Source organism: Desulforhopalus sp. IMCC35007, assembly GCF_005116575.1.
GTDB lineage: Bacteria > Desulfobacterota > Desulfobulbia > Desulfobulbales > Desulfocapsaceae > Desulforhopalus_A.
Window position 1 is genome coordinate 22,709 of the sequence record NZ_SWCN01000026.1, and the last position, 26,382, is coordinate 49,090.

Genomic DNA, 26,382 nt, shown 5'->3' on the forward strand with positions numbered 1-26,382 from the left:
TACGATGACAAATCATTTGATCTGTATTTTGTGAATGCAAGATTGAGATAACACTCTTAGAGGGCATTATACATACTCCCGGCTTTCTAATAGTTTATGGAATTAGAACGGTTACATAGAGCTATAACAAACCCAAAATGGCTGATTAGGAGCTTGTCTGAGAAGCTCTACAAATACTTTGTTTTATTCTGATTAATTTCTACCGGAGCACCACTATGACCCAAAGCACTTTATTGAAAAAATGTTTCTTGATCTTTTCAGCATATCTCCTTCTTGTTGGTAATGGGTTGGCCGATGAGAGTTACGATGCTGACACCTATGGTCCTGAAGCACCAATTGTCTGGAAAGAACCCGCCATGGCCACCTTTGACCATAAAATTCATACTATGGAAGCCGGACTTGAATGTGCCGACTGCCATGATGACATTTTTGCAATGGAATCCAAAGCCGATTCACAGCGCGAAACCTTCACCATGAAAGCAATGGCCGAAGGGCAAACCTGCGGGGCGTGTCATAACGGCAGCGATGCATTTGATTCTGCCGGCCAATGTGGTTCGTGTCACTTTGCTCCCACTGAAAAAATCATTTTTACACAACCGGTAAAATCAGTCGTTTTTGATCACTCGATTCATGTAGGAAAGGGTGAACTTTCCTGTGAATCTTGTCATAAAGAAGTTTTCACTATGAAACAGGGTGGCGTTGAAGATCAGAAACCCTTTATTTCTGACAATCCTGCTGAAAAGAGACAATACCTCACAGACCTTCATAAAAGATACTGTGGTACCTGCCATGATTCATCACAAGCCTTCGGGTACCTTACTCGGTGTACTGTTTGCCATATCGGAGTAAAAGGAGCAGTGGAACTGGCAGAGGAAGAAACAACAATAGATGCCCCTAAAAAGAGCAACCACTAAGCTGCATCCCGGTATCTTTCCAATGTAGTGGAATCAACGGGATCTATCTTATTTCCATTTTATCGAGTGATAAATATAATCAAGAGAGGAAAAAATGACCGCCAGAATTGTTAACATTTCAAAAAGATGGGGATTTCATGGCCTTACAGCCTTGAAAGATGCAAGCCCCGGCTACAAAATCATAATGGGTTTTTTTCTCCTTATGACCATGGCTGGACTCGCATTTGGGCTGCATGCATTATACGTGGGATATCACCATGTCTATGGGGTAACCCGGGAAATTTCTTGGGGGCTCCTCATTGCGGTGTACATATTTTGTGTCGTTACCTCAACGGGCCTCTGTATTATTTCTTCCATAGGCCACGTTTTTGGCGGGGAAGCATTTATGCCCATAGCTAAACGTGCGGTCTTCATGTCGATCATCTTTATGTTTGGTGGGTTTTGCATCATTTTCTTTGACATTGAGAACCCTTTCAGAATGGCTATCTGGAATGTTTTCTCTCCAAATTTTGTGTCCAACATGTGGTGGATGGGAACTCTGTATGGTGCATATCTGCTCTTCATGATCATTGAATACTACTTTTTACTCGAGCAAAACCATACACTCTCAAGGCTGATGGGCTTCTTTGGTTTAGTTGTCGGAGTTGCAGCACATAGTAATCTTGGAGCTGTCTTTGGAATGCTCCATGGTCGTCCATTCTGGTATGGCCCTTACCTCCCCATCTATTTTATTTTCTCTGCCGCAATGTCAGGCGGTTGCGCTATTCTTTTTTTCACGACGCTGGGTTGGAAAATCAATCCCGAAATCATGAACCAACGTATGGAGCGCGCCGTTAAAGCAGTAACTCAAGTCACGATCTTCCTTATCTCCGTAATTATCTTCTTCACTATCTGGAAAATTTTAACAGGAATGGTCTCAGAAGGTAAAGAATTGATAATTATGTCGCTCTTAACAGGCGATTATGCAGTCAATTTTTGGCTATTTGAAGTTTTTCTCGGCATGTTTTTACCTCTTTATCTACTGATCCGTTCCAGGGGAAATAATTTTAATTTGATCTTAGTGGCAACAGGGCTCATGATGATAGGTATCTTTTACATGCGCTATGATATCGTCATTCCGGGCCAGATGGAGTCTGTGTACCACTCACTTGGTGTTGTTGAAGCTTCTGATCTACTGAGCTACACTCCGAGCCTGCATGAAATCATGGCCTCACTGTTTGGCATCGGCTTTATTGCCCTTACCTACTTTGCTGGAGAAAAAATGCTCAACGGCCATCAACTTGAAAAACATGAGATTGTCCCTGAGGGCGGCTATATCTGCCCTGGTTGTGGTGCTATCCACTTTATGGAAGAAGGTGAAACGGAAGAAGATGCCATGAAACGTCACCATAGAATTTGGTGATACCCTGAGTAACTCTCCTGTCATACTGGTTCATCCCGATAAACGGGAGATAAGCATAGACTTCGAAAAAATTTATAAGGCACTAAGAACCAGGAACAGAGACAGTATCACCACCAAACTGAATGAATAGGTAAAAGGATAAGATATCATGAAGTATCCCAAATTAAGCTTGGATAAACTAATAAATGAAGGGACGGGGTCAGTCACCGTTCAGGAACGAAGAAAATTCCTTAAACTCGGCCTTTCCATTGCCGGGGTATACGCTGGTGGAACAATACTGTCACTCACCTCCGTAATTGGCAAAGCCCAGGCATCAGGGGGAGGAGTTTTTGTTGAAAAATACCCCTATAATCCACACTATAGCATGGTTATTCGTCAGTCTCTCTGTATTGACTGTGAAAAATGTGTTGACGCCTGCAACATGACAAATCACGTACCAGAGTATGGGTACAGAACCCGGATCCTGACAAAAAAATACACAGGTAAACTTGACAAGCAAGTTGAGTTTATTCCTGTGCTCTGCAACCAGTGTAACAAGCCTGCATGTGTACGAGCGTGTCCTACAAAGGCAACTTATAAAGATCCGGTTACAGGCATTGTCCTTATGGAAAACAAAAAATGTATTGGTTGCAAGACATGCATTCTCGCCTGTCCATATGATGCACGCTATTTTAATGTTGAAAAACGTGCAGTTGACAAGTGTGATTTTTGCTGGGACAAAAGACTTTCTCAAGGAGAAACAGAGACGGGGTGTTCAGCTGCTTGTCCGACGGGCTCAAGAACTTTCGGTAACCTCACAGATCCTGAAAACATTGTCTATAAGCTCGTCCATCAACTTGAAGAACAAGTATGGGTTATTCGTCCTGCAGATGACACAAAACCCAACATTTTCTATATGAAGGGAAATATGCGTTCTGTAGACAATATTCTCAATGAGCAGAAATTCAAATATTTCGACCCAAACAAAAGTTGATATTTACAGTATTTAAAAACTTTTCCTGATGTACCGGAAAAGTTTTTGTTATCTTCTTTCCAATGAAAAAAGGTCTGTCCAACACAGTTGGACAGACCTTTTTCATTTTTCTAATAACCCAGGCTACTACAGGGAAAATCTCTCAGTGCGCACTCGTGCGAAAAGTTTCATCAAAAAAGCGCTCTCCGATTAAGAAACCAAACCCAACGACCCCCAGCCCCGCAACGACTATAAGATATTCAGAAACTGTTGGCGTATAGGGTAGATATTGTGGGACTCCGACAAATCCGTAATCGCTTGGAATAATCTGCCCGGAGACCACTAAGTTGAAACGCGAGAAGAATTGTCCAACCAGAACCATAATAGCGGCTGCAGTCATGACAGATATAGATTTCAAACGGGTAATTGCCAGGAGTAAACCTGGCAGAACCAGACCTAAACCAATTTCAAAAACCCAAAAATTTATAGCCAATGGTCCTTTAAAAAGAGAATCGGCTGCCATTATCATTTCGTCGTTACTCGCATACGCGTTGATAAATTTCCATACAGTTGCAAGAGTCACAAGAAACGTCATAAGAACCATGACCTTGCCGGCAGTCTGCAAACCCTGAAAAGTATCCGTAGCCATCTGACGTCTTTGCAGAAGATGACTGAAGTGTGTGAACATCACAATAGCTGCAGCCCCGGATAAGACGGCACATGAAAGAAAAAATATGGGAAGCTGAGAACCATACCAGAAAGGTTTCGCTTGAAGGGACGCAAAGACTGAACCAAGATTACTGTTGGCAAGGGCCTCAGTAATTGCCGCGACAACTCCCAGGATAATAGCGATCGAATAGCGTTTGGTTAATATCAGCAAGAGCTCTAGAAACATAACCCCAACAGCTATGCCATATAATGTTCCCATCCACCAGATATTCGAGGTCACATTGGGATGTAGAATCACCCCCAGCGGCATCCGCCAGACATTTTCGATTTCAAGACCAATAACGGTAAAAGCTCCGAGCAGAGTGATTATCGATAACCACACCATCCTGTTGGCCAACGGCGCCATCTGATTCCCCCCGAAGGCATGACTAAACGCAGCAAGAAGACAAAGGCCTGTAGAAACAATAGCAAAATAGGCATATACGCCGATAAGCATTCCCCAGGGCATCTCACGGGTGTTTGCAAATGCATGGTGATGACCGATCACTTGAGCGTAAACGGCCCCGGCCACACCAATAAAAATCAAAAACAGACTCAGCCACATCAATTTATTTCCTGGAACTGTCACTGATGATGTCGGCATTGTGGTCGTATTATTTCCCTTCATTCCCCTTCTCCTTCAACATAAACATCGTTCTATTTGATATTCAAATTAGTGCGTTTTCTCAGTTGCCCCATCCGCTCCGAGCAATCGAGCTTGTCCCCGAGCCCCGATATGGCAGGCTGTGCAACGAGTATTTGAAGCAAAGGCTGTGGATCCATCATGACAGGCACCGCAATAACCACCTTCATAAAGTGTTTTCATGGTAAAATCTTCATTTTCTTCAGCTACCCCCGCTTCCATCTCAAAGAGATCATCATGGCAGGAGTCACACTCAAGACCTCCCTGCATGGTATGAACCTTATGTTCGAAGACAACTGATTTAACTGGTTTTACCCAGATAATGGGATCTTTTGGACCATAGGTATCTTCATCATATTCCTCCTGCTCCTGACCATCACCACTGGCCCAGAGCAATGCACCGGTAAGCAGGAAAACACCGAGTACCATCAACATCAAAAGCTTCTTCATTTTTTTCTCCTACGTATCATCTTCATTCCACATGTTTTGAAATGGATGAACACATTACAATCAGTCTCAGGAATTTATATAAAACACATTTGGGATAGCACCTGTCTCCGGACGTAACACCCAAACCATAGTCTCCGGTGAGTGAACGAGCTGGGAAACCCGGCTTGCAGGATCAGCTAAGTTTCCGAACACTCGAACATCCGCTGGACACGCCTCGACACAAGCAGGGGTCATCACTCCCTTGGATAACCTTGACTGGAAACAAAAATCACATTTATCCACGGTTCTTGCTTCTTCTTTAAAATACCGGGCATTATAGGGACAAGCAGCCATACAGGTTTTACAACCAATACAGCGGCTCGGTTCCATAACAACGATACCGGTTTTCTCATCCTTCCAGGTTGCTGTCGTCGGACACACTCTTACACATGGCGGCCGATTACAGTGATTACAGAGGACCGGTACAAAAATTGTCTCATACTTATCTTCTCCAAGAGAATGTCTCTTTTCTAAGATGGTTGTCCTGAAGCCATAACTGGGAACATTATTTGTTTTAACGCAGGCATCTTTGCAACGTTCACAGTCTATGCAAAGTTTCTCCCTCAAGACCATACTGTAATGAGGATTGTATGGATATTTCCCCAGTTCTGGGACTACACCGGATGCCGATGCTCCATGGGCATTTTTCACGGAAACAAGAGACAACACACTTCCACCCAGGTACATTCCCGTTACGGCAAATCCGATCTTTAAAAAATTCCTTCTTTCAACTGAAGACAGACTGCTAACATCTTCGCTTTCCATCTTTTCTAAATCATCAATTTTCATCCTTAAACCTCTTGATTTACTCAACACCCTGGAAATTACATCGATTCAGCACGTAAGCCACCTTCCGGATCTCCTGCAAGCCTTCAAGTCATAATAAAAGACCACATTGCACTGCATTAATATAAAATAGTAAAAATTTCGCCTCCTAACCACAGAAACGCTGACAGGTGACGTCTCTGGAACCCTCTAAGCCTTGATCATGAACAGATACTGCTGTTAAATATTTTTCGCGCAACGAGCCAATATGTAGAAACACATTTTTTCTGATAGTCGAAGGTATCATGTGCAGACCGGAAAAAGCTCTGGCGAAGGGGAACATATGAATCCGTTGAGAAATATATTTTAAAATCTCAAATTTTTACTTGTTTCTTCGTCCAAGACAATGCTTCAGCTGACAATGTACTCATTGACCCAAGAGCTCTATAAAAAAGGAAACGCATTTATTGCGTTATCAAACATAAAGCATGTAATTGCAGATACATATCACAAACAATTTCAGACACTGGAAAACGAGTATTGTACATTTACACGCAACCGCTATTTTTATATGATGGATGTCTATTTGTCAATAGCCACAGCCTTCTGCCTGAGAATAGGTGTTTAGATGGTCTCAAAAGCGAACCGGAGCGTCCACAACTCCGACCATTTTGATACCAAGGCTGTTATTTTACTCTTCCTCAACGGCACTAATGAACAGAGCAATATCTTCTCAAGAGAAAAGACGATAACATTCCGTCCGACAGATTCGGCACCACAGGCCATGAAAAGCCATTGTGGTATACTCAACCATCATGCTATACAATTGAATAAAGAAGTAAATTATTGAACGAGAAAGAGATTTATATTGCAGATACCATTAAGACCCCGATCTGTTTTCATGAACACCGGCTCAAACCTCCCAGAGGAAACTCCTTCTTGTAATTGATAGTGACGACATGTCTGAGTTACACAACACCAATAGAGATCGTTTTGGCACAACAAACGTGGTGACAATGACATAAATGGTCATTGCAGAAACTTCGTTAACACCGACATATGAAACAAAAAAAACCAAAAAAGCGGATCACTCAAATATCTCTATTCCATTGGGTATTTGCGGGAAATTTAAAGCTACAGCTTATTCTGCTGCTGGTTATCATTTTAATTGTCTTTGCCAGAGTCGTCCCGCTGGAGGTTCAAAAAAGAATAATCAACGACTCCATAGCCTTAAAAAACTTCGACGGACTACTGGTCTACAGCGCCATTTATATTATCGCCATTACCGCCGCAGGAGGCCTGAAGCTGGCAATCAATTATCTGCAGGCCCTGATCGGTGAAAATGCCATTAACACCATGCGTAAGGAGGTCTACGCACATATTCTCTCGCTGCCTTTAGGTTTTTTTCGTACCACCCAACCCGGCATGGTTGTGTCGTCACTCATGACCGAACTCAGTACTGCCGGAAGTTTTGCCGGGATGGCTTTTGCTGTACCAGTTACCAACATTTTAACCTTGCTGGCCTTTGCAGTCTACCTGCTGTGGCTTAACACAAAACTTGCAACGGTAACGCTGCTTCTCTACCCTGTTATCGTCTTTGTCCTGCCTATCCTTCAGAAAAAAGCCAATAGAGCCAACAAAAAAAGGGTGGACCTGTCCCGCAGAACCTCAAGTCAAATCGCCGAATCCATCTCCGGTATCCATGAAGTGCAGGTTCACGGAGCCTTCGCCGAAGAGAACAGGAAATTTGGCCATTTAACCGATCAGCTTAAAAAAATCAGAATACGCTGGTCCCTTTTTCGGTTTGCCATTAAAACCGCCAACAATTATTTCGTCGGCCTTGGTCCATTTATCATTTTTATCTACGGCGGCTACCTCATTATGAATGGTCAGCTGGAACTTGGTGCAATGGTCGCGTTTCTCTCGGCCCAGGAAAAACTTTTTGATCCCTGGAAAGAACTCATTGATTTCTACCAGACCTATCAGGATGCCTCAGTCCAGTATTACCGCACCATGAATTACTTTGACGCCCTCCCTGAATTCCCGGTTGAATGCTCCTCCGCACCAAAACAACCATTGACCGGCGGCATCGAAGTTCAGGGGCTTTCGTTTCAGACCTCAGATGGCCATCGTCTGCTCTCGGACATTACGTTTTCTCTCAAGCCGGGTGAACACCTCGCGGTGGTTGGATTCTCAGGCAGTGGCAAGAGTACTCTCATCCAATGTATTGGCAAAATGTATGCGTATTCACAAGGCTCAATACAAATAGACGGGGTTGAGTTGTCGAGTTTGAGCAAACAGGAGGTCATTGAAAATATCGGCTACGTTTCACAAAATCCCTTTATTTTTACCGATACCATTCGGGAGAATCTCCTTTACGCCAAACGGGCAACTACCACGCTCTCTGCATCCGGAGATCCGAAAGAAGTTGTCGATCTTGACAAGATGATTCTTGTCTTACAACAGGTGGGACTCTTTGTGGATGTAATGCGCTTTGGTCTTGAGAGTACCGTTGGCCCTGATGACACCAAAACCATGGAGACGATCATTCGAATCCGTAAAAAGCTGCGGGAAAAATTTGGAGATAAACTAAAAAAATCTGTGGAATTTTACAGCAGAGACAGCTATCACCATAACTCCAGTGTTGGTGAAAATATCATCTTCGGCTCCAGCACCAACCCCAATTTTGGCCCACACCTGCTCCCTGAAAATAAAAACTTTCTTCTCTTCCTGAGACAGGAAAACCTACACCTGCCACTCCTCCAGCTTGGCGAAACACTTGCCGTAGAAGCCGTCGATCTGTTTTCCGGACTGGAAAGCATGGATCTGTTTTTTGAAAAAAGTCCGGTTTCTTTTGAAAATATCAAGGAATGTGAAAAGATCATTAAGGGGCTCAAAAACACTACCCTCGATCAAATCTCCCCGGCCGATCAAACCCTGCTTCTCTCCATTGCACTCGCCTTCACTCCTGGCATCCACTCCATGACATCTCTTCCAGAGAAGTTACGGGACAAAATTCTTCAGGCCAGAATGCGCTTTCCAGACTGGTGCAACAGCATTAAACCCGGATTATTCAACTTTTATTGTGAAACAAGCTACCTTCCCAATCAGTCTATTCTCAACAACATATTTTTTGGTAAAATCCGTCCTGGCCTGCCAGGAGCCCAGGAGATTATCAATCAGTCAATCACTCATCTACTCATAGAAGAGGATTATCTGGAAAAAATTGCAAAAATTGGTATGGATTTTAATGTCGGAAATATGGGCGATAAGCTCTCAGGTGGACAACGACAAAAACTGGCCATTGCCAGGGTACTTCTCAAGCAGCCCAAAATTATCTTAATGGATGAAGCCACCTCGGCTCTGGATAATAAATCCCAGGCCAGAATTCAAAAGCTGATGACGACAAGATGGAAAGGCAAACGTACCGTCATTGCCGTCGTCCACCGGATTGATATTATAGAAAATTTCGACAAAATCGCCGTCACAAAAAATGGCAAATTTGTAGAATTTGGCACGTATCAGGCCCTCATCGAACAAAAAGGAGCACTCCATGAGCTCATCTATGGAAAGCAATAAACAGCCTTCAGAAATGCAGGAGAACCTTGCCCTGCTTCAGGAACTGGATTTTTTTTCCGCCTTGCCGCTAAAGGCAATTAAACTGCTTGCTTTTGTGGCTGAACGTCAACATTTTAGTGAAGATGAAACCATTTTTGAAGAGGGAGATGACTATGGCAGGGCATATATTATATTATCAGGAGAGCTAACACTGATGAAAAAAAGTGGCAATACCAAACAGGTTGTACAACACTTTCACCAGGGAAATCTCCTCGGGACGTTGTCACTTTTAGGGGTCATACCATCACTCTTTTTACTTAAAGCCGGTAAGAAATCGACGGTTCTGACCATTAGCCGTGAACATTATACAAAAATACAGGAACAGTTTCCCGAAACAACGGCCTTATCCCTTAAAGCCTTGATTCGTGAAGTATACCAGTGGGAACGTAAAAACCTGACCCAGGCACAGCTCTGTTGCCTTAAACAGGCAGGAGTTACCATATTGTGATATGAACCACATCTTTAAAATATTGAAAGATCAGGATGGTCTGACGACGCTCTCGAAACACCTGGCCATCATAAGTAAAGAATGGAAAATGACCAAAAAGGACGTTTTGCAGCTGAATCTCGTTTTAGATGAACTTATAACAAACATCATTGAACATGGGGGGGGATGTAAAAAATGTCCTATTGAAGTCAGCATGCAAAAAACGGCTTGCCAGATAAGGGTACAACTTACAGATGGTGGACCTCCATTTGATCCTACTCAATGCAAATCAGCAGATACAACGACACCGGTAGAAAGCAGGAAGTGTGGTGGACTGGGTATTCTTTTTGTCCATAAATTCAGTGATAACTGCAGCTATAACCGCACAGACGGAAAGAATGTTTTTCACTTCACAAAAACCTACAAGGAGAGTGCAGAAAACTAATCCTCTGCAAACAGAATATGAAAACTGTCATAAAAACAGAAGATAACACAACGATTGTAAGTCTTGCTGGTCGTCTTGATTCAAACTCAGCCCCTCTTTTTGAAGATGAACTTCAGTCATTTGTCGTCTCACCGAAAGGGAACCTTGTCTTTGACTTCAATGACCTCGAGTACATCTCCAGTGCCGGTCTGAGGATTATTCTCAATACTGCTAAAGCATTTAAAGACGGTCCTTACTGTTTTGCCACTTGCGCCATGCAGGATCACGTGCTGGAGGTCTTTGAAATTTCAGGGTTTAACACCTTTATAACAATACACAATTCTATTAACAATTCTCTTTCAGCATTCAAAACCAAGAAGGATTAAACAAAGGATATCCTGTATTCTCCAAGGTAGCCTGAATCACATATTCATATCTTTTTTCCTTTACGCGCAAAAGTACAGGCAATACAATAGTGGTAACCACTACGCTCAGCAATTCTTTACGACGGGAACAACTATGGCTCGAATAGATTGGGATGATTCTTTTAGCGTTCAGCATGAAGAACTTGACGGACAGCACAAAAAGTTATTTGACCTCTACAATGAACTTCATGAAGCTCTACTCAATGACAGCGTTGAAAACACAACGGTCACCCGGACGCGGGTCCTGGACAACCTCGTTGACTACATCGATTACCATTTCAAATCAGAGGAAAACTATCTCACAGAAATTGGCTACCCGGATTTTACAAAACATCGCCGGATACACAGTGATTTCAGTAAACAGGTCAACCGTTTACATGAAGATATTGAAAACGGCCAGATTATCTTCACTACTTCGCTGCTCAAACTCATCCGAAACTGGATTATTGACCATATATTAAAAATGGACCAACAGTACGTGAGTTTTCATAAGACTTGAGGTTCCGGCAAACCAACTTCACCTCATAGCTCTACACTGAACTGTCAAATGGACCTGCAACACCAACATACGATTGCCGCCAATTCAACGCGTACTCCATTCATCAGTTTCAACAGGGCGACATTATCTCTTTCCATCCTCAGGCAATGATCACCCCCGCGGGGCCATCAGTTACCTCCCCCACCAAAACAGCCTCTTTTATCCCGGCATTACTCAGCTCTATAACGAGTTTCCTGGCTTCCTGAAGCGGCAGGGCCAGCAGCAGTCCGCCGGAGGTCTGAGGATCGTAGAGTAACTCTTCATCAACTGCGGAAAGCTCTCGCTCGACAGCGAGCGAAAATCTGGCAACAAGCTCACGGTTTGCCCGGTTACTCCCGGTTGTCTGACCTTTTTTGTACATTTCATAGGCGCCGGAGTAAAATTGTAAGGCCTTGTAGTTGAGCGTTGCCTGGACACCACTGCCGTTGCACACCTCAAAAAGATGTCCCAGAATTCCAAAACCTGTAATATCTGTACAGGCGTGCAGCTCATAGTTGAGTGCTTTTTCCATGGCAAGACCGTTTAACGCAGCGACAAGAGGCAGAACATCCCGCTCAAGCTCCTTTAGCGGGAACTTTCCGGCCCTCACCGCATTAAAAAGAACCCCTGAGCCAAGAGGTTTTGTCAGCACCAGTCCATCTCCCGGCTGTGCACCCGCATTGGTTATGATGTGATCCGGATGAACAGTACCGTTTACACAAAGACCGTATTTGGGTTCATTGTCATCAACGGTATGTCCTCCAACCAGACATGCGCCCGCTTCAACCACCTTGTCGTTGCCACCGCGTAATATCTCTTTTAGTATCCCCATATCCAGATAACCTGCAGGAAACATAACAACATTCAGGGCTGTCAGAGGCTTTCCACCCATTGAGTAAACATCTGAAATGGAATTTGCAGCAGAAATCTGTCCAAACCAATAAGGATCATCCACAGGTGGAGTGATAAAGTCCACCGTGTTGATCATTGCGATATCGTCACTCAGCTTATAGACAGCCGCATCATCGGAGGTTTCAATACCGACCAGAAGATTTTCATCACGATTAAATTGAAGGCCAGCAAGTGCGTCCGACAGATCCGCCGGACCGATTTTAGCCGCTCAACCACATGTTCTTGCAAGACCCGTCAGGGTTTTTTTCTTAAACAGTCTCATTATGTCCTTTTTGTTTGAGTTTCTTTACCCCGCCACATTTTCGTCATGCATTTTTCGTACAGCATCTGACAACAGTGTGTGCGGTAATTCCTTTTATTGTTGTCCCTGCCTACAATATAAGGCCAGTTGTTTAAATAGCCTCTTCTAACACCTTTGAGCTACTGGATTTTTTCTCACCCCAGTTAAATGGATGATTCAGTCGCAGAGGGACATCAAGGGCAGTGTTGAATTTCTTCCGGGTGTGATTTCGAGAGCGTATCCAGACAATGTCTGAACCGTCCTGAAAATAGAAAATCCTCGATTCACTGTCGAGTAACAGCTCATTGCTGATAGAGCTGACATTGACAAAACAGGTTCCACCCAGATTGTTACGTACACTCATGGTACCAGTCAGTGTCTGGGGCAAATGGCAGTGACCGGAAATCCACAATGCAACATTTTCTTTTTTCAGTACATTTTCAAAGCGGCTGGACCGATGAATAACCCTGCTGCTCACACTCGATCCCAGAAGACCGCTGTTTGCAAGTTGTGCATGGCTCACGGTTATAATTATCCGGTCTCTGTTGCCCTCCACCATATTTCGCCACCAGAAAAAAGCCTCATCGGAGATATCTGTTCTTGAGGATACGGACTGATCCGAGAGAAAAAGAAACAGGAGGTTACCGGTTTCCACTGCATAGTAGGCAGGTTTCTTGAAATACTCATAGAAAAGTGTTCCAGAACGAACATCATGATTGCCTGCAATTTCATACCACTCTGAAACTTTTGAACCATTTCTTGCCTGTAAAAAACTTTCAAAGACTGATACTGGACTTCTTGACTGAATGAGGTCACCAGCCATAATTCCCATATCCACAGGACCTATATTTTCATTGAGATCCTGTATTGCAGACTCAAAAACCCCCGAATAGCCCTTATTTTTATAGTGGATATCAGACAACATCCAGACAACCAGTTTTCTACCCTGGCCAGCGCCTGGCCCGACATTGTTAAAATCGCCTGTCGGAACAACTGAACATCCCCAAAGGCCAACACTCCATATAATCAGCAGGATATCTCGAAATATTCTTTTCACCAGCCACCAAGGTATTGATTTGTAATACATGCTTCCAGGGTTTTCGCTCATAAAGAAACATAATGATGTAACCACGCGTGGTCAATACGCCTCCCGTCCTGAGCTTCGGTCAGCCTTCAAGGAAACACCCCATGTTCCTTGCATCTCCCATGTTTTCAAGGTAATAGTGAGGCTCGACACATTCAAGAACACTATTTGTACAGGAGCCCGACAATGATTTGTTCTCGCCAATTACCAGCTCTGCCTCTACTCTACAGCCTCTTCACCCTTCTCCTTACACTTGGCTGCACACCCGCCATACAAAACAATCACACTAGTAACCCAAATGCATACAACACACCTCCGCTACGGGTTGGGATTTCAGCCGACATGCCTCCAATGGTCTATAAAATTGACGGCCGTCTCCAGGGACTGGAGATAGATTTAGCCCAGCAACTCGGAGTCTATCTCAAAAGGCCGGTAAAATTTATTGAGCTGGATTGGGACAAACAGATTCCAAGCCTTGAGGCGGGTAAGATTGACATCATCATGTCCGGAATGACCATCACCCCAAAACGTGCATACAGAGTGAGCTTTACCCAACCTTACATGCGCTCTGGCCAACTGCTGCTGGTCAGGTCGCAAGAGGCCAAGCGCTACTCAAAAGGCATTTTTAGCCTCATGGGTAACAAGCCTGCTATTGGCACGATAACAAACACAACTGGCGACTTTTTCGTCACCAGAACAATTCACAGGGCGAATATTACAAGGTTCAGCTCCTCTGAAAAAGCGGTCTCCGCTCTCATCAAGGGGGATATAGATGCCTTTGTTCATGATGCACCGGTCATCTGCTACCTTGCAGCCCAATATGAGTCGGCCCGGCTCAGCCCGATCCTGCAACTGGCCAAGGAAGAGATGCTTGCCTGGGCGGTGAACAGAATGGACCAGAACCTTCTCAGCGATGTGAACACTTTTTTAACGACAACAAGAGAAAATCAACAATTATCCAACACCATTACACACTGGATTCCCTACATAAAACCCTGAGCAAAACTTTAAGATATGCAAAAATTACAAATAGTCAGCGACAGTGTCACATTGCAACAATCAGACGAAAAAAACAGCCTACAGGGTTACCGGCTTCAAAAGGGTGTGGTAAGCAATTATCGGTTAACGGGTTGCGGACTGCAGGAAGAATGGGACGGAACTAGAAAATAAGTGGGGAGGCTCTTTTAACATCTAAAATAAAGGTGGCTTTTGATACCTGCTACGCTCTTTTCACCGCTGCCGACGCCTTTAAAAGACGTTGTTCAATTTCAATTGCAGGAACAGCCGGGGAAAAATAGTAGCCCTGGCACTCGTCACAATCGTATTTTTTCAAAAACTCAAACTGTTCCAGGGTCTCCACCCCCTCGGCAACAATTTTCATTCCAAGGCTGTGCCCCATCGCAATAATAGCCTTGATAATGACTTTATTTTTATTATTACTGATACAACCCATGACAAAAGACCGGTCTATTTTTATCACATCGACCTGAAAAGATGTGAGATAACTCAATGAGGAGTAGCCGGTACCAAAATCATCAAGAGACACCCTTACACCAAGCTCTTTCATCCCTTTAAGGGTCTCAACGATGGCTTCTGTATTCTGCATGAGGACATTTTCAGTAACCTCAACCTCTATGTTACGACCGCTCAGGGAGAATTTGTCCAGATTTGCTTTCAGAGTACCCACAATATCCTGTTCGCCAAGTCTATACCCTGAAAGATTGACGGCAATACGAACATCAGCCAGTCCCTTGTTACTCCATTTTCGACTTTGTTCACAGGCCGCCCGGATAACCCACTTGTTGATTTCGACAATAAGACCGCAATCTTCAGCAATAGCGATAAACTGATCAGGGGCAATAAAGCCTTTTTCTCTGTGATTCCAGCGGATGAGTGCTTCGACCCCAACCACCTTTTGATCAATAAGATTAAACTGGGGCTGAAAATAGAGGATAAAATCGTCATTTGCCAGGGCTACTTTTAGATCCTGTTCAAGTGAAAACCTGGCCACAGCAGCTGCATTGAAAGACTCATCAAAAAACTGAAAATTATTTCTGCCAATTTTCTTGGCATGATACATCGCCGTATCAGCATGCCTGAACAGTACATCGGTATCGGTACCATCCTCCGGATAAACACTGATACCGATGCTGGTTGTCACAGATATTTCCTGATTCTCAATAATCTGAGGCTGCGGTATTGCCTCAAGCAGTCTCCTGGCTACTATCGCTGCACTTTCCGGCGAGGCAATTTCAGCCAGAATCAGCACAAACTCATCCCCACCGTGCCTGGCAACCAGATTGCCCGGTGAATTGAGACCTTTGATACCAACGGTATCGCTTTTTCTTGTACACTTTTTAATGATTGCGGCTGTATTTTTAAGCAGGATATCACCGGCGTAATGACCCATTGTATCATTTATCTGCTTAAAATTATCAATATCCATAAAGAGCAGAGCAAAGGAACGTCCATTGCGCTCTGAATATTCAATGATCTTCTTTAGCCTGTCAAGAAACAGGGTTCTGTTGGCAAGGCCGGTTAAGCTATCATAAAAAGCAAGGTATCTGATCTCATCCTCAGCCCGCTTCATCCTGGTGATATCCTGCACCACGCCGAGGAGAAAATCGGGCTTTCGATTCTCATTGAGCAGGGTTTCCCCCCGCATATAGATGTGCTGAGCGGAGCCTTGGGGTGTTTCTCTTTGAAAATTGATCGTGAAAGATTCCCGGCCTCGAATTGAATCAACAACCGTATCATACACATCAGGCTTATGCTGGCCGATCAAAAGATCCAGCATTTCAGAAATTGAAAGATCTTCTTTTACTTCGGCTCCAAAACCAAGAAGCACCATGGCCTCGGAAGAGATGGTACAGAGGCCGGTCTGGAAATCAATTTTCCAGTTGCCGATCTTGGCAACATCCTGGGTCTGTGCGAGAAGGCCCCGGCTGAGATAGGCATCTTTTAACGCCTTGCCCGCCCTCAACATATAACGTGCACGGTGTCCAAAAACCGCCCAGTTTATTGGTTTTGAGACAAAATCATTTCCTCCTGCAAGAAAGGATTTTTCGATAGATTTTGTATCGTCCAGACCTGTGACCATGAGAATCTGAACATATTCCCCCCCAGGACATGCCCTGATAGCCCTGCAGGTATCAAAACCATCCATGCCGGGCATCATCACATCCAGAAAAACCAGATCAGGCTGTCTCAGGGTGAATACATCAACCGCCTTCTCACCATTGTCTGCCTGTTCTGTTTCAAAGCCGGCTTTTCTGAGCGCCGCCACCATAGTTATACGTGAGGCGTTATCGTCATCTACAACCAGTGCGAGAGGTTTTTTTGTCATGGTAACTGCCAAAATTCGTTTAGTTCAGTTCTTTTTTCAGTTCGGTTTTGGTTCTGCCATAGCATACCTGCAATTTCTGAATAAGTACTTTATTTTCTTCAGGGCTATTGCCTTCATACCGCTCTTCCAGTCGTTTAGCCATGACGGAAAGCCTCATGGCGCCCACATTGGCACTGCTGGATTTTAGCGTGTGCGCGCTGCTTTTTACCATGTTATTTGCTGCAGTAAAATCAGCAGTCAGTAAATTCTTCATAATCTGTTCTGTGTCCTGAAGGTAGGTTGAAATCACCTCCGAGACCAGATCAGGTTCATCATCCATCTGTAATTCACGTATCTGCTCTAACAGACCACGCTCAAGAATCGGTTCGCCTGCATCGTTGTCTGGAGGAGTCTGGTCAACGACAAGACCTTGGTTCTCTCCTGCTCCATTGCGTTCTGCGCCACCACCTTCAGGAAACCAGTAGGATAAGGTTGACGCCATCTGTTCAAGCAGAAACGGCTTACTGATATAATCATCCATTCCCACTTCCACACAGGTCTCTCTGTCACCGAGAAGAGCATTGGCTGTCAGGGCGACAATGGGCGTTCTCCCTTTTTCAGGTGAACCACTCTCAATTTCGCGAATTCTTTTGGTTGCCTGAAATCCGTCCATAACCGGCATCTGACAATCCATGAGAATCAGATCATACTGGGATTTGCCAAAAGCGTCTACAGCCTCCTGCCCATTGCCGACAACCTGAGCTTCGCAGCCCAGTTTACGCAACATTTTTATGGCAACGAGCTGGTTAGTGCTATTATCCTCGACGACAAGGACTTTTAAACCAAATTTTCTCGCTTGTCTTGCTTTATGCTCTTGAATCTCATTCTGCGCCTCTCTACTGACGATCTTTTCAGGTTCATAGACAACTGAATATATTGCAGAATAAAGATCGCGCTGGCGAAGAGGTTTGGTCAGATAGAGATCAATACCAATATCCCTGCTTTTCTGTATATCTCCGTAGGCACCAACCGATGTAAGCATAACTATCGGAATAGAACGGGTCAGTGGATTCGTTTTTAGCCGCTGGGCCACCTCCATTCCATCCATCTCCGGCATATCTAAATCCAGCAGAATAAGGTCGTACGCTCCATTTTGCAGTGACTCATCAACTTTCTTCAGTCCTGCTGGTCCATTTTCTGCCAGTTCACAGTGCATATTCCAAAACGCCGTCTGGTGGCTGAGAATCTCGCGATTGGTAGCGTTGTCATCAATTGCGAGGACTCGCAGTCCGGCAAGACTTTTTCTATCATCTTCAAGGCTTTCCACCCTCTGAGGTTCGGCAAGTTTCACAGGAATGGTAAATGAGAAGTCAGACCCTTTCCCCAACTCACTCACTAGGGTAAGATGCCCTCCCATCAGCTCAATCAATTCCCTTGAAATAACAAGGCCAAGCCCAGTGCCACCATATTTTCTGGTACTTGTTCCATCCGCCTGGGAAAAAGGTTTGAACAGTTTTTCCTGATTTTTCAGACTGATGCCTATTCCTGTATCCTTAATCGAGATTGACAGATCAACGCCCGACTCTGTGTTGCGGGTCTCCACCCTGATCACCACCTCTCCATTTTCAGTAAATTTAACTGCATTACCAACGAGGTTTACGAGAATCTGACGTAAGCGGTGAGAATCTGCTGTAATTGAGGTTTGGCAATCCGGTGGAATAAGGGCCGCCAGCTCAACCCGCTGAGCCCGGCTTTTCACCGAAAGCAACTGAATAACGTCTTCAATCAGCTCCTGCAGATTAAAAGGCACGGATTCCAGCTCAAGTTTGCCCGCTTCAATCTTTGAAAAATCCAATATATCATTGATAATTTCCAACAAAGATTCACCCGAATCCTGAATGGTTGAGGCGAACTGTCGCTGAGACCTTGTCAGTTCTGTCCCAAGCAGAAGTTCTGTCATTCCAAGAACTCCGTTCATCGGGGTACGTATTTCATGGCTCATATTTGCCAGGAACTGACTTTTGGCCCTGTTCGCTTCTTCCGCCACATCCCTTGCCTTGAGTAAATCCTCAACACTTGCCTCCAGTTCCTTTTTGGCAAAAGTGAGAGCATCCGTTCTTTGGGCAACCTTTTCCTCGAGATCCTGGCTATAGCTGCGAAGCTCGTCGTCCCGGCTATGAATCTCAGCTATCATTTCATTGAAATGATCAATCAGCTCTCCAAACTCGTCCCTGCTTTTCTTTTCAACATAGGCGTCATACACCTTATCTTTAGTCACCTTTTCCATACTGAGAATCAGACTGTTCAGTGGAGCGGTGAAGAGCTTCTGCGCCCAGATCGATACACCAAAGACCACCACAAGGATGGCACCGATTGCAAAACTAAGGAGTACAAAAAAGTTACGAAGACGCTCTTGTAGCTGGTTCATATTGTCAACCAGCAATAATGATCCTTCAACCATGCCGTTTACCAGAATCGGCCGCAGCACAAAACAATAATCCTGGGTTATTTGTGCCAGTAAACCTTGTTTCTCAAAAACTGACCCAAGCCGTAAATTTTGTGGAAAGACAGAATCAACCTGCTCCACTGTAAATGCTGTACCGCCAGATTTTTGATACTGTGCATAGACATTACCGGCTTTGTCATAAATACAGGCAAAAGCGATATCAGGCTTTTTATCAAGTGATACCAGGGCCTCGGTGGCACCTTTTTTATCATCAAAGATCAAATTAACACTACTGTTCCATGCAACGACATCGGCCATGGTTGTCAATTCGCTGATCAGCCTCTTGCTTGCATTTTTCCGCTCGGAAATTGCAAGGGTTCCGCTGAGCAGACAGATACCCAAAAGAGCCGTCATTAACAGAACCAGCTCGAGTTTTGTCCGAATTGAGGAAAGACAGAAGAATCCCACAGCTTGATTATTATTATTTTTAATTTTAGTCATTTATTAGGGTGGCTACTTGCAACAACCGTGAACTCATTTTTAATTTTTGCTCTGTTACTGCTTTAAGATTGATTACAAACCTCAAACGCCCCTGCTTCTCATAAAAATGCATGGTTCCCCCAAGCCTGGTGACGTTGTTATTTTCGCCTATTGTAAGGACAGGTGCAAAACGAACGGCGGTCAGGGTTCGAACAAGATTTTCCGAATCCACATCCTGCATATAGAAGACAACCTGGCAGGCCGGTAAGGTGGTGTCCGGTGTGGCGGTGACGACATGGATTGTTTTGCTGCCCACCTGTTTTCCCTCTAACCCCTGAAGTGGTCTCGGAAGAGGGCTGTCACTCACAACACAGAGCGTTACCACATCCAAAGCTTTACTGCTTCCATCGTCTGGCCATTCCGTCAGAACAATAAAATTAGCAATAAAGGCGGCTTTCACCGCATATTCATTTTCTGCTTCAGCAAAAGCAAGAAAACTACACAATATAAAGGAGATGTTCAACAGACAGGCAAGCAACAGACATCGCCAACATCTGGTTTTTCCGGCAAACAGGCGGCTCATTTATGCACCATAGCAACAGACCTCATCGCACTTTCTTAAAAACGGTAGGTTGCTTTCAGATACACACCGCGCTCCACCTCAGTTGGTTTTGACCAGAACTCCTGAACATATTCTTCATGACTTTCTTCAATCAGATTTTGACCAACAAGGGATACATCAAGATTTTTGGTAGGACTATAAGTTATCTGAACATCCGCAGTGAAGTAATCCTCAATGGTGTAATCATACCTTGAAGAGTAGGACTTTACATACATGCAGGCAGCATCATCAACATAACGTCCCCAGACGTCCAACACCAGAGTATCGCTGATCTGCCAGTTCGCTCTGAGGGACAACTGATTTGTCGGTGCCTCACTCCCCCAACTTGTATAAATATCTGTCAGATCTTCTTTTATGTAGGAGTAGGCAAAATCTAATTTCAGGGGCTCGCTGACCTGCCAGGCAACAGCAAGCTCAACACCATGTGTTGAACCTTCCGCCTCATTAAAAACATGATTGTACACCTCCGCATAACTGCCGTTAAAATATGGGCTAATAGCAAAACTGCGCAGCTTGTCATAATCGTTATAAAATAACGCCAGATCAAAAGAGAGATTCTCACTTGCCAGATAGCGATATCCCCCTTCGTAGGCGACCACCTCCTGGGAATCAAAATCATCATTAGAAGCCAGACCTCCCACCGCCTGAACGGGAAAAGCGTTTGGTCCAGAGGAAGGCGGTAACACCACGGTTACGACGGTAGAATCCCGTTCTACCCTGTGGGGAGTTCTGACAGCCCTGGCTATGGATCCCCATATTTTATGGTGTTCCTGAGGGGCGAATAGTGCCCTTATACTCGGCTGAACCTCGTAACCGGTATAATCATTGTGCTCAAATTTAGAACCGATGGTCACGGTGAGCTTATCTTTTATTGCCTTATATTCATCCTGGAGAAAAAAACTGATAAGCTGGGTGTCGTCGTCTTCCGGGTCCATACTTGTCCAAAAGGTGTTATCAAACCCCATACTGATATAGCGATAATTCATTCCCCAGATCAGATCATTTCTATCACCAAGCGCCACATGGTGTTTAAACTCAAAATCAAGAGTATCGGATTCTTCGTAGGCAGCCGGTTCTTCACGACTGGCACGGTCATAGTACAACTGAAAATCCAACTCTCCCCACTTTGCCAGATATTGTGTCCATGATCCAAGGATATTACCTCCGACGGTATCAGCTTCAGCATCGTCAGTATAGTAATAGGGCTCCCCTAAAACGGGAAATTCAAGTTCCTGATTGAGATCACCTTTATAAATATCTCCCTGAACATTAAAACTGTTCGTGGATGCCATACTTCCATCTACACGAAAACCAGCCCGGTAGTCCTGCCAGGAATCCCCGGCATCGTCACCTGTAGCGAACTGGTAACTATCCCGATAGCTGCCCTTGCTGTAAAACCTGCCATAAATTCCTTCTGCCAGGGTCGCACCGTAACGCCCTGCGGCAAAGGCCCTTTCTTCTGTACCACCACCGACGGTGGCAAGTCCTCCGAGTGTATCCGCTGCATGTTTGGTAATAATATTGATAACCCCATTTACCGCATTTGCTCCCCAGACGGTTCCCCCCGGGCCCCTGACCACCTCAATTCTTTCGATATCCTCCAGAACCGTATCCTGAACCTCCCAGTAGACTCCGGAATAGAGAGGGCTGTAAACGGTTCGACCATCCATGAGTACAAGCAGTTTATCCGAGAACCTCGAATTAAATCCCCTGGCACTGATCGCCCACTTGCTCGAATCAATGCGGGCAACACTGAGGCCCGGCACCATCCGTAAAAGTTCAGGGATTGAGGTAGCCGCTGACGCCTTTATATCGTCTGCGGTAATAACAAAGACCGCTGCCGCGCTGTCTGAGAGACTCTGGGCCTTTTTGCTCACCGATGTCACCTGGATAGCCATGAGATCCTCGATGCTCATATCGATCAGATCGTTCTCTTGTGCCGCAAGGGGTATCGCGAGAAAAACCAATCCAGTGCATAAACAGCAGGCAAAATTATTTTTAATCTTTCTAACTGACACTATCGGATAAAAAACTGCCATTATTTTTTGCCTCTCTCTTATGGTTGTATGAAATGCATTTTGTTTACATGCGAATTATCTCGAAAAACTCTGTCATTGTCAAATTTGCTGAGTATTTAGAGATAAATAGAAATAAGGAACCGGAATCAGCAAAATCACTTACTTTTATCTCTTTTTCGTTTCCAATTTATAAATTATTGCTAAATATTTGCCTTTGTGTTAACAGGTGTTAACATGAGAGACACTAAAGAAACCATACTATCGGCTGCCTGTGATATCTATCTGCAGCATGGTTACAAGGGTATGAGCATGCGCCAGGTTGCTCGACGCGCTGGCATTTCAGCCACCGCCATCTACCGTCATTTTGAAAACAAGGAATCCCTTCACCACCAGGTGTTGCGGGAAGGTTTTCGTACCTTTAACTCGTATCTACAATCTTCACTGAGTGACAACACTGGCCTTGAAAGACTCAAGCATGCCTCTGAAAGATTTTTTGCATTTGCAACGGAGCAGAAGAAATATTACGAAATTCTGTTTCTTACCATGGACCACACCGTTGAACACAAAGTTAAAGGCGCCCTGACCCAGGATGCGACCATCAGTCGGCATTTCATGGTTCAGCGGGTTCAGGAGTGCATGGAGGAGGGAAGTTTAAAATCAGATGATGCAGAAGAAGTGGCGATGCTCCTTCTTTCTACCTGTAACGGTTTTTTTGGTTTGTATGTTTCGAAAAAAGCGTCCGACACCCACGAAGAAATGCATAAAAAATATCAACGTATGTTCCACAGGTTACTCGTTGGCTTACTGACATAAAAGATAAGTTTTTTTTACCGGGAAAGTTAACGCACGTTAACAAGAAAAAACGTGCGAATCAATGTACTTTAACAAGGAGGCTTTTGTCATGTTGTTGACGTCTACAAGTGAGGGTGTGCTAAACAATACATCACAAAAAGACAAGATTGTGGTTACCCGGGGCTTACTGTTACATCCAAAAAATGAAGCCTATCAACATCTCGACCAGGAATCCAGAGATCTTGTCCGAAAAACTATTCAATTCTTTGAAGATAAAGGTAAGGAACAGCTCAAACATGACGACCACGAAAGGGTCTGGTATGCCGATTTTCTGGAGTTTTCAAAAAAAGAAAAGCTTTTTGCCACCTTTTTAACCACCAGTCAATACGGCGAAGGTGCCAAGCGTTGGGATACCTATAGAAACTGCGCTATCAATGAAGTCCTGGGCTTCTATGGTCTGAGTTACTGGTATACCTGGCAGGTCACTATTCTCGGGCTTGGCCCAATATGGATGAGCAATAATGAAGGGATAAAAAAGAAAACAGCGGAGCTTCTTGACACAGGTGCAATTTTCGCCTTCGGCCTCTCGGAAAAGGAACATGGTGCAGACATCTACACCAGTGACATGGGACTTACCCCTCAAGCCGACGGCAGTTATCTGGCCAACGGCTCGAAATACTATATTGGCAACGCCAATGAAGCAGGGCTTGTTTCTACCTTTGGTAAATTCACTGACTCTGGCGAATATGTGTTTTTTGTAGCACAGCCAAAACATGAAAAATATGAGCTCGTCAAAAACGTTCTCAACTCACAAAACTATGTGGCTGAATATAAGCTCAGCGATTACCCCATCGGTGAAGACGAGATCCTTGCCAAAGGCAGAGATGCCTGGGATATGGCCTTAAATACCGTAAACGTCGGAAAATTCAATCTTGGCTGGGCCTCCATTGGGATTTGTACCCATGCCTATTACGAGGCCTTGAACCATGCCTGTCATCGCCATCTTTTTGACCATTATGTCACCGATTTTGTGCATATAAGAGAGCTTTTCGTCGACGCCTATGTACGGCTCGCCGCCATGAAGCTCTTTGCCCTTCGGGCCATAGATTATATGCGCGCCGCAGGCCCGGATGATCGCAGGTACCTGCTGTTCACCCCCATGGTCAAAATGAAGGTCACCACCCAGGGTGAAGAGGTTATTAACGGTCTCTGGGATGTTATCGCAGCCAAAGGCTTCGAAAAGGATATGTATTTTGAAATGGCCGCACGCGATATCCGCGCCCTGCCAAAACTGGAAGGCACCGTCCATGTTAATATGGCGCTCATTGTCAAGTTTATGGCCAACTACTTCTTCAAACCAGGAAAATACCCGGATATTGAAAGCAGGACAGCTCCTGAAAATGATGATTTCCTCTTTCACCAGGGGGCAACCAAAGGTCTTGGAAAAACCAGATTCCACGACTATAAAAAAATTTACAACCAGTACAATCTGCCTAACATCAGCATCTTCAAAAAACAGATCAGGCTCCTCAAGCTGTTTCTTGTCCTCGGTAAGCCTGGCAAGGAACAGATCAAGGATTTCGACTTTCTCCTGAATTTAGGCGAACTTTTCACCCTGGTCGTCTATGGACAACTGATTCTTGAAAACGCCAAACTGCTGGGAATCGATGAACAGTTACTCGATCAGATTTTTGATGTAATGATACGGGATTTTGCCAAATTTGCCCTGCAACTCTACACCAAGGGATCAATGACGTTGGTCCAGCAAACCATCTGCCGGAGCATGATTAAACGACCTGTAGAAGACAAAAAGAGGTTTGACTACCTTTGGGAAACCTATGTTTTCAGCATGAAAGATCAGTATGAAATGAAGCCATAGATCGGCCTGCTTACGACACCACCTTGTAACAATGGTGTCGTAAGCAGGCGCTCATCGTTTTTTCAAAAGGTTTGTTATCCGGGCCGCAGCTTTTTTCGGAGCTTCTCGACGATACAGCGAGTATGTCGAGAAGCTGAGAAAAACCTGCAACCAAGGAGATCGAATGTTATCCAAGCAGAGATTGAATCTCTTCTTCTATCTCCTCCGTCAGCTTCTCGAGGATAAAAGAATTCATGCTGTAGGGTGTATGGTCGGCGATGTATTTCAGTTTCATATACAACGGCTCGGGGAGGCGAAGAGGCAGATTCTTCTTCACATCCTCCCGAATTCTGGGGTCTTCCCACGGGTAGACCTTATCAACTGCAACACTGTCTTTACCAGCTGCTGCTGCGAATTTATCAAGATCCGATGTTTTTTTGATTGTCGGGGTAGAACGAAGAACCGATTTCTTATTTTCAGCCACAATAAATCTCCCTGAAAAACTGATTCATTTCTGCACTTGCCTTCTTGTCCTGCTTCCATTCCGTAACAGACAATCCATCCCTTGCAGATTTTCGAAATGATATACGTTCGTGGAGAATAGGTTCCATAATCGACAGATGTTCAAAACCTTCTCCTGCAAAAAACTCCCTCGTTTCCTTATCCTCGCGTACCACAGGATTTGTCGAAACCCTATTGAGTACGATCGAGGCCTGTAGCTTGGGATTAAACCCCTTTGCCATGGAGACCAGTTCATCCATCTGCCTGATGGTCCAGATATCAAATTGAAAGGGCTGTACCGGGACGTACGCCCTGTCACAGACTCCAAGTGCATACCTGAGTTCCATGGAATCACGCCCACCGGCATCGATAATCACCTCATCGTAACGATTGGCCAGATCCTGAACCTGTCCTGCTAAACCTTTGCCAAATTTCTGTACACTGGCAATACGCGGCTCTACCTCCGCCTCTTCGCGCACGGCAGCCCAAAACGAGGCGGTACCCTGCCGATCGGTATCAATCAACAGCACATCTTTGCCTTCGAGGGCAAGAAGAGCTGCCATATTTGTTGCCAGTGTCGTCTTACCGGTCCCACCCTTTTCTCCACCTACTAAAACTATAGACATAAACCTGTTCCACTTCCTTGAATTTCAGCTCATATTATTTCATACAATATTATATCATACATAGCGTATCAGACAATATGATATCATATTATTGCAACGGGTCAATATTTTTCTGTTTCTCGACCTCCCTTGTTTTGTCTACTGCAGAAAAAAT

General features: G+C 44.6%; 22 protein-coding genes. 11 read left to right on the top strand and 11 right to left on the bottom strand.

Annotation, left to right across the window (positions count from 1 at the left end):
* Positions 1 to 215: 215 nt before the first annotated feature.
* The 3 genes from FCL48_RS20840 to FCL48_RS20850 all read left to right on the top strand — a co-directional run bounded on the left by FCL48_RS20840 (position 216) and on the right by FCL48_RS20850 (position 3,289).
* Positions 216 to 914 (top strand): c(7)-type cytochrome triheme domain-containing protein, encoded by a 699-nt coding sequence (locus FCL48_RS20840; RefSeq protein ID WP_136875283.1) that lies wholly within the window; start codon positions 216 to 218, stop codon positions 912 to 914.
* 94 nt (positions 915 to 1,008) lie between these two features.
* Complete coding sequence (gene nrfD / locus FCL48_RS20845; protein WP_136875285.1) at positions 1,009 to 2,316, top strand: NrfD/PsrC family molybdoenzyme membrane anchor subunit; 1,308 nt, start codon at positions 1,009 to 1,011, stop codon at positions 2,314 to 2,316.
* Positions 2,317 to 2,464: 148 nt separating this feature from the next.
* A complete protein-coding gene (locus tag FCL48_RS20850) occupies positions 2,465 to 3,289 on the top strand; it encodes a 4Fe-4S dicluster domain-containing protein (protein WP_136875287.1) in 825 nt (274 codons plus the stop codon).
* A gap of 142 nt (positions 3,290 to 3,431) precedes the next feature.
* Here the strand turns inward: FCL48_RS20850 and nrfD (FCL48_RS20855) are convergent, their stop codons facing one another.
* The 3 genes from nrfD (FCL48_RS20855) to FCL48_RS20865 all read right to left on the bottom strand — a co-directional run bounded on the left by nrfD (FCL48_RS20855) (position 3,432) and on the right by FCL48_RS20865 (position 5,897).
* Positions 3,432 to 4,604, bottom strand: a complete 1,173-nt coding sequence (nrfD, locus tag FCL48_RS20855) for an NrfD/PsrC family molybdoenzyme membrane anchor subunit (protein ID WP_136875289.1) — start codon at positions 4,602 to 4,604, stop codon at positions 3,432 to 3,434.
* Positions 4,605 to 4,649: 45 nt separating this feature from the next.
* Complete coding sequence (locus FCL48_RS20860; protein ID WP_136875291.1) at positions 4,650 to 5,069, bottom strand: cytochrome c3 family protein; 420 nt, start codon at positions 5,067 to 5,069, stop codon at positions 4,650 to 4,652.
* 66 nt (positions 5,070 to 5,135) lie between these two features.
* The gene (locus tag FCL48_RS20865; RefSeq protein ID WP_136875293.1) at positions 5,136 to 5,897 is read right to left on the bottom strand and encodes a 4Fe-4S dicluster domain-containing protein; all 762 of its coding nucleotides are present in this window, start codon (positions 5,895 to 5,897) and stop codon (positions 5,136 to 5,138) included.
* 1,035 nt (positions 5,898 to 6,932) lie between these two features.
* Between FCL48_RS20865 and FCL48_RS20870 the strand changes: the two genes are divergently transcribed.
* The 5 genes from FCL48_RS20870 to FCL48_RS20890 all read left to right on the top strand — a co-directional run bounded on the left by FCL48_RS20870 (position 6,933) and on the right by FCL48_RS20890 (position 11,266).
* Positions 6,933 to 9,452 (top strand): ABC transporter ATP-binding protein/permease, encoded by a 2,520-nt coding sequence (locus FCL48_RS20870; RefSeq protein WP_136875295.1) that lies wholly within the window; start codon positions 6,933 to 6,935, stop codon positions 9,450 to 9,452.
* Positions 9,427 to 9,939, top strand: a complete 513-nt coding sequence (locus FCL48_RS20875; RefSeq protein WP_136875297.1) for a cyclic nucleotide-binding domain-containing protein — start codon at positions 9,427 to 9,429, stop codon at positions 9,937 to 9,939. The genes FCL48_RS20870 and FCL48_RS20875 overlap by 26 nt, the downstream gene beginning before the upstream one ends.
* Before the next feature lies 1 nt (position 9,940).
* On the top strand, positions 9,941 to 10,363 hold the full coding sequence (locus tag FCL48_RS20880; RefSeq protein ID WP_136875299.1) for an ATP-binding protein: 423 nt from the start codon (positions 9,941 to 9,943) through the stop codon (positions 10,361 to 10,363).
* A gap of 17 nt (positions 10,364 to 10,380) precedes the next feature.
* Positions 10,381 to 10,728, top strand: coding sequence for an STAS domain-containing protein (locus tag FCL48_RS20885; protein WP_136875301.1), 348 nt, complete (start codon positions 10,381 to 10,383; stop codon positions 10,726 to 10,728).
* Positions 10,729 to 10,861: 133 nt separating this feature from the next.
* Positions 10,862 to 11,266, top strand: coding sequence for a bacteriohemerythrin (locus FCL48_RS20890; RefSeq protein ID WP_136875303.1), 405 nt, complete (start codon positions 10,862 to 10,864; stop codon positions 11,264 to 11,266).
* Positions 11,267 to 11,405: 139 nt separating this feature from the next.
* Here the strand turns inward: FCL48_RS20890 and selD are convergent, their stop codons facing one another.
* Both selD and FCL48_RS20900 read right to left on the bottom strand, forming a co-directional pair.
* The gene (gene selD / locus FCL48_RS20895; RefSeq protein WP_136875305.1) at positions 11,406 to 12,395 is read right to left on the bottom strand and encodes a selenide, water dikinase SelD; all 990 of its coding nucleotides are present in this window, start codon (positions 12,393 to 12,395) and stop codon (positions 11,406 to 11,408) included.
* Between the two features lie 193 nt (positions 12,396 to 12,588).
* Positions 12,589 to 13,533: a metallophosphoesterase gene (locus FCL48_RS20900; RefSeq protein WP_169309308.1), complete on the bottom strand. Its 945-nt coding sequence runs from the start codon at positions 13,531 to 13,533 to the stop codon at positions 12,589 to 12,591.
* Positions 13,534 to 13,746: 213 nt separating this feature from the next.
* Between FCL48_RS20900 and FCL48_RS20905 the strand changes: the two genes are divergently transcribed.
* Positions 13,747 to 14,559: a transporter substrate-binding domain-containing protein gene (locus tag FCL48_RS20905; protein WP_136875309.1), complete on the top strand. Its 813-nt coding sequence runs from the start codon at positions 13,747 to 13,749 to the stop codon at positions 14,557 to 14,559.
* A 220-nt stretch (positions 14,560 to 14,779) separates the two neighbouring features.
* Here FCL48_RS20905 and FCL48_RS20910 read toward each other — a convergent pair whose 3' ends face one another.
* From FCL48_RS20910 to FCL48_RS20925, 4 genes are read right to left on the bottom strand one after another with little or no spacing between them, the layout of a single operon-like run.
* Positions 14,780 to 16,906: an EAL domain-containing protein gene (locus tag FCL48_RS20910; RefSeq protein ID WP_136875311.1), complete on the bottom strand. Its 2,127-nt coding sequence runs from the start codon at positions 16,904 to 16,906 to the stop codon at positions 14,780 to 14,782.
* Positions 16,907 to 16,925: 19 nt separating this feature from the next.
* Positions 16,926 to 19,832: a response regulator gene (locus FCL48_RS20915; protein WP_136875313.1), complete on the bottom strand. Its 2,907-nt coding sequence runs from the start codon at positions 19,830 to 19,832 to the stop codon at positions 16,926 to 16,928.
* Positions 19,825 to 20,394, bottom strand: a complete 570-nt coding sequence (locus tag FCL48_RS20920; RefSeq protein WP_136875315.1) for a YfiR family protein — start codon at positions 20,392 to 20,394, stop codon at positions 19,825 to 19,827. The genes FCL48_RS20915 and FCL48_RS20920 overlap by 8 nt, the downstream gene beginning before the upstream one ends.
* A gap of 35 nt (positions 20,395 to 20,429) precedes the next feature.
* Complete coding sequence (locus FCL48_RS20925) at positions 20,430 to 22,472, bottom strand: TonB-dependent siderophore receptor (RefSeq protein ID WP_136875317.1); 2,043 nt, start codon at positions 22,470 to 22,472, stop codon at positions 20,430 to 20,432.
* Positions 22,473 to 22,685: 213 nt separating this feature from the next.
* Between FCL48_RS20925 and FCL48_RS20930 the strand changes: the two genes are divergently transcribed.
* Positions 22,686 to 23,264 carry a TetR/AcrR family transcriptional regulator gene (locus FCL48_RS20930; protein WP_136875319.1) on the top strand — a complete coding sequence of 193 codons (579 nt, stop codon included), beginning with the start codon at positions 22,686 to 22,688 and terminating at the stop codon, positions 23,262 to 23,264.
* 88 nt (positions 23,265 to 23,352) lie between these two features.
* Positions 23,353 to 25,122 (top strand): acyl-CoA dehydrogenase, encoded by a 1,770-nt coding sequence (locus tag FCL48_RS20935; protein WP_136875321.1) that lies wholly within the window; start codon positions 23,353 to 23,355, stop codon positions 25,120 to 25,122.
* Positions 25,123 to 25,288: 166 nt separating this feature from the next.
* Here the strand turns inward: FCL48_RS20935 and FCL48_RS20940 are convergent, their stop codons facing one another.
* Positions 25,289 to 25,585, bottom strand: coding sequence for a hypothetical protein (locus tag FCL48_RS20940; RefSeq protein WP_136875323.1), 297 nt, complete (start codon positions 25,583 to 25,585; stop codon positions 25,289 to 25,291).
* Positions 25,578 to 26,228, bottom strand: a complete 651-nt coding sequence (locus FCL48_RS20945; protein ID WP_136875325.1) for an AAA family ATPase — start codon at positions 26,226 to 26,228, stop codon at positions 25,578 to 25,580. Before FCL48_RS20945 ends, FCL48_RS20940 begins: the two co-directional genes overlap by 8 nt.
* Positions 26,229 to 26,382: the final 154 nt, after the last annotated feature.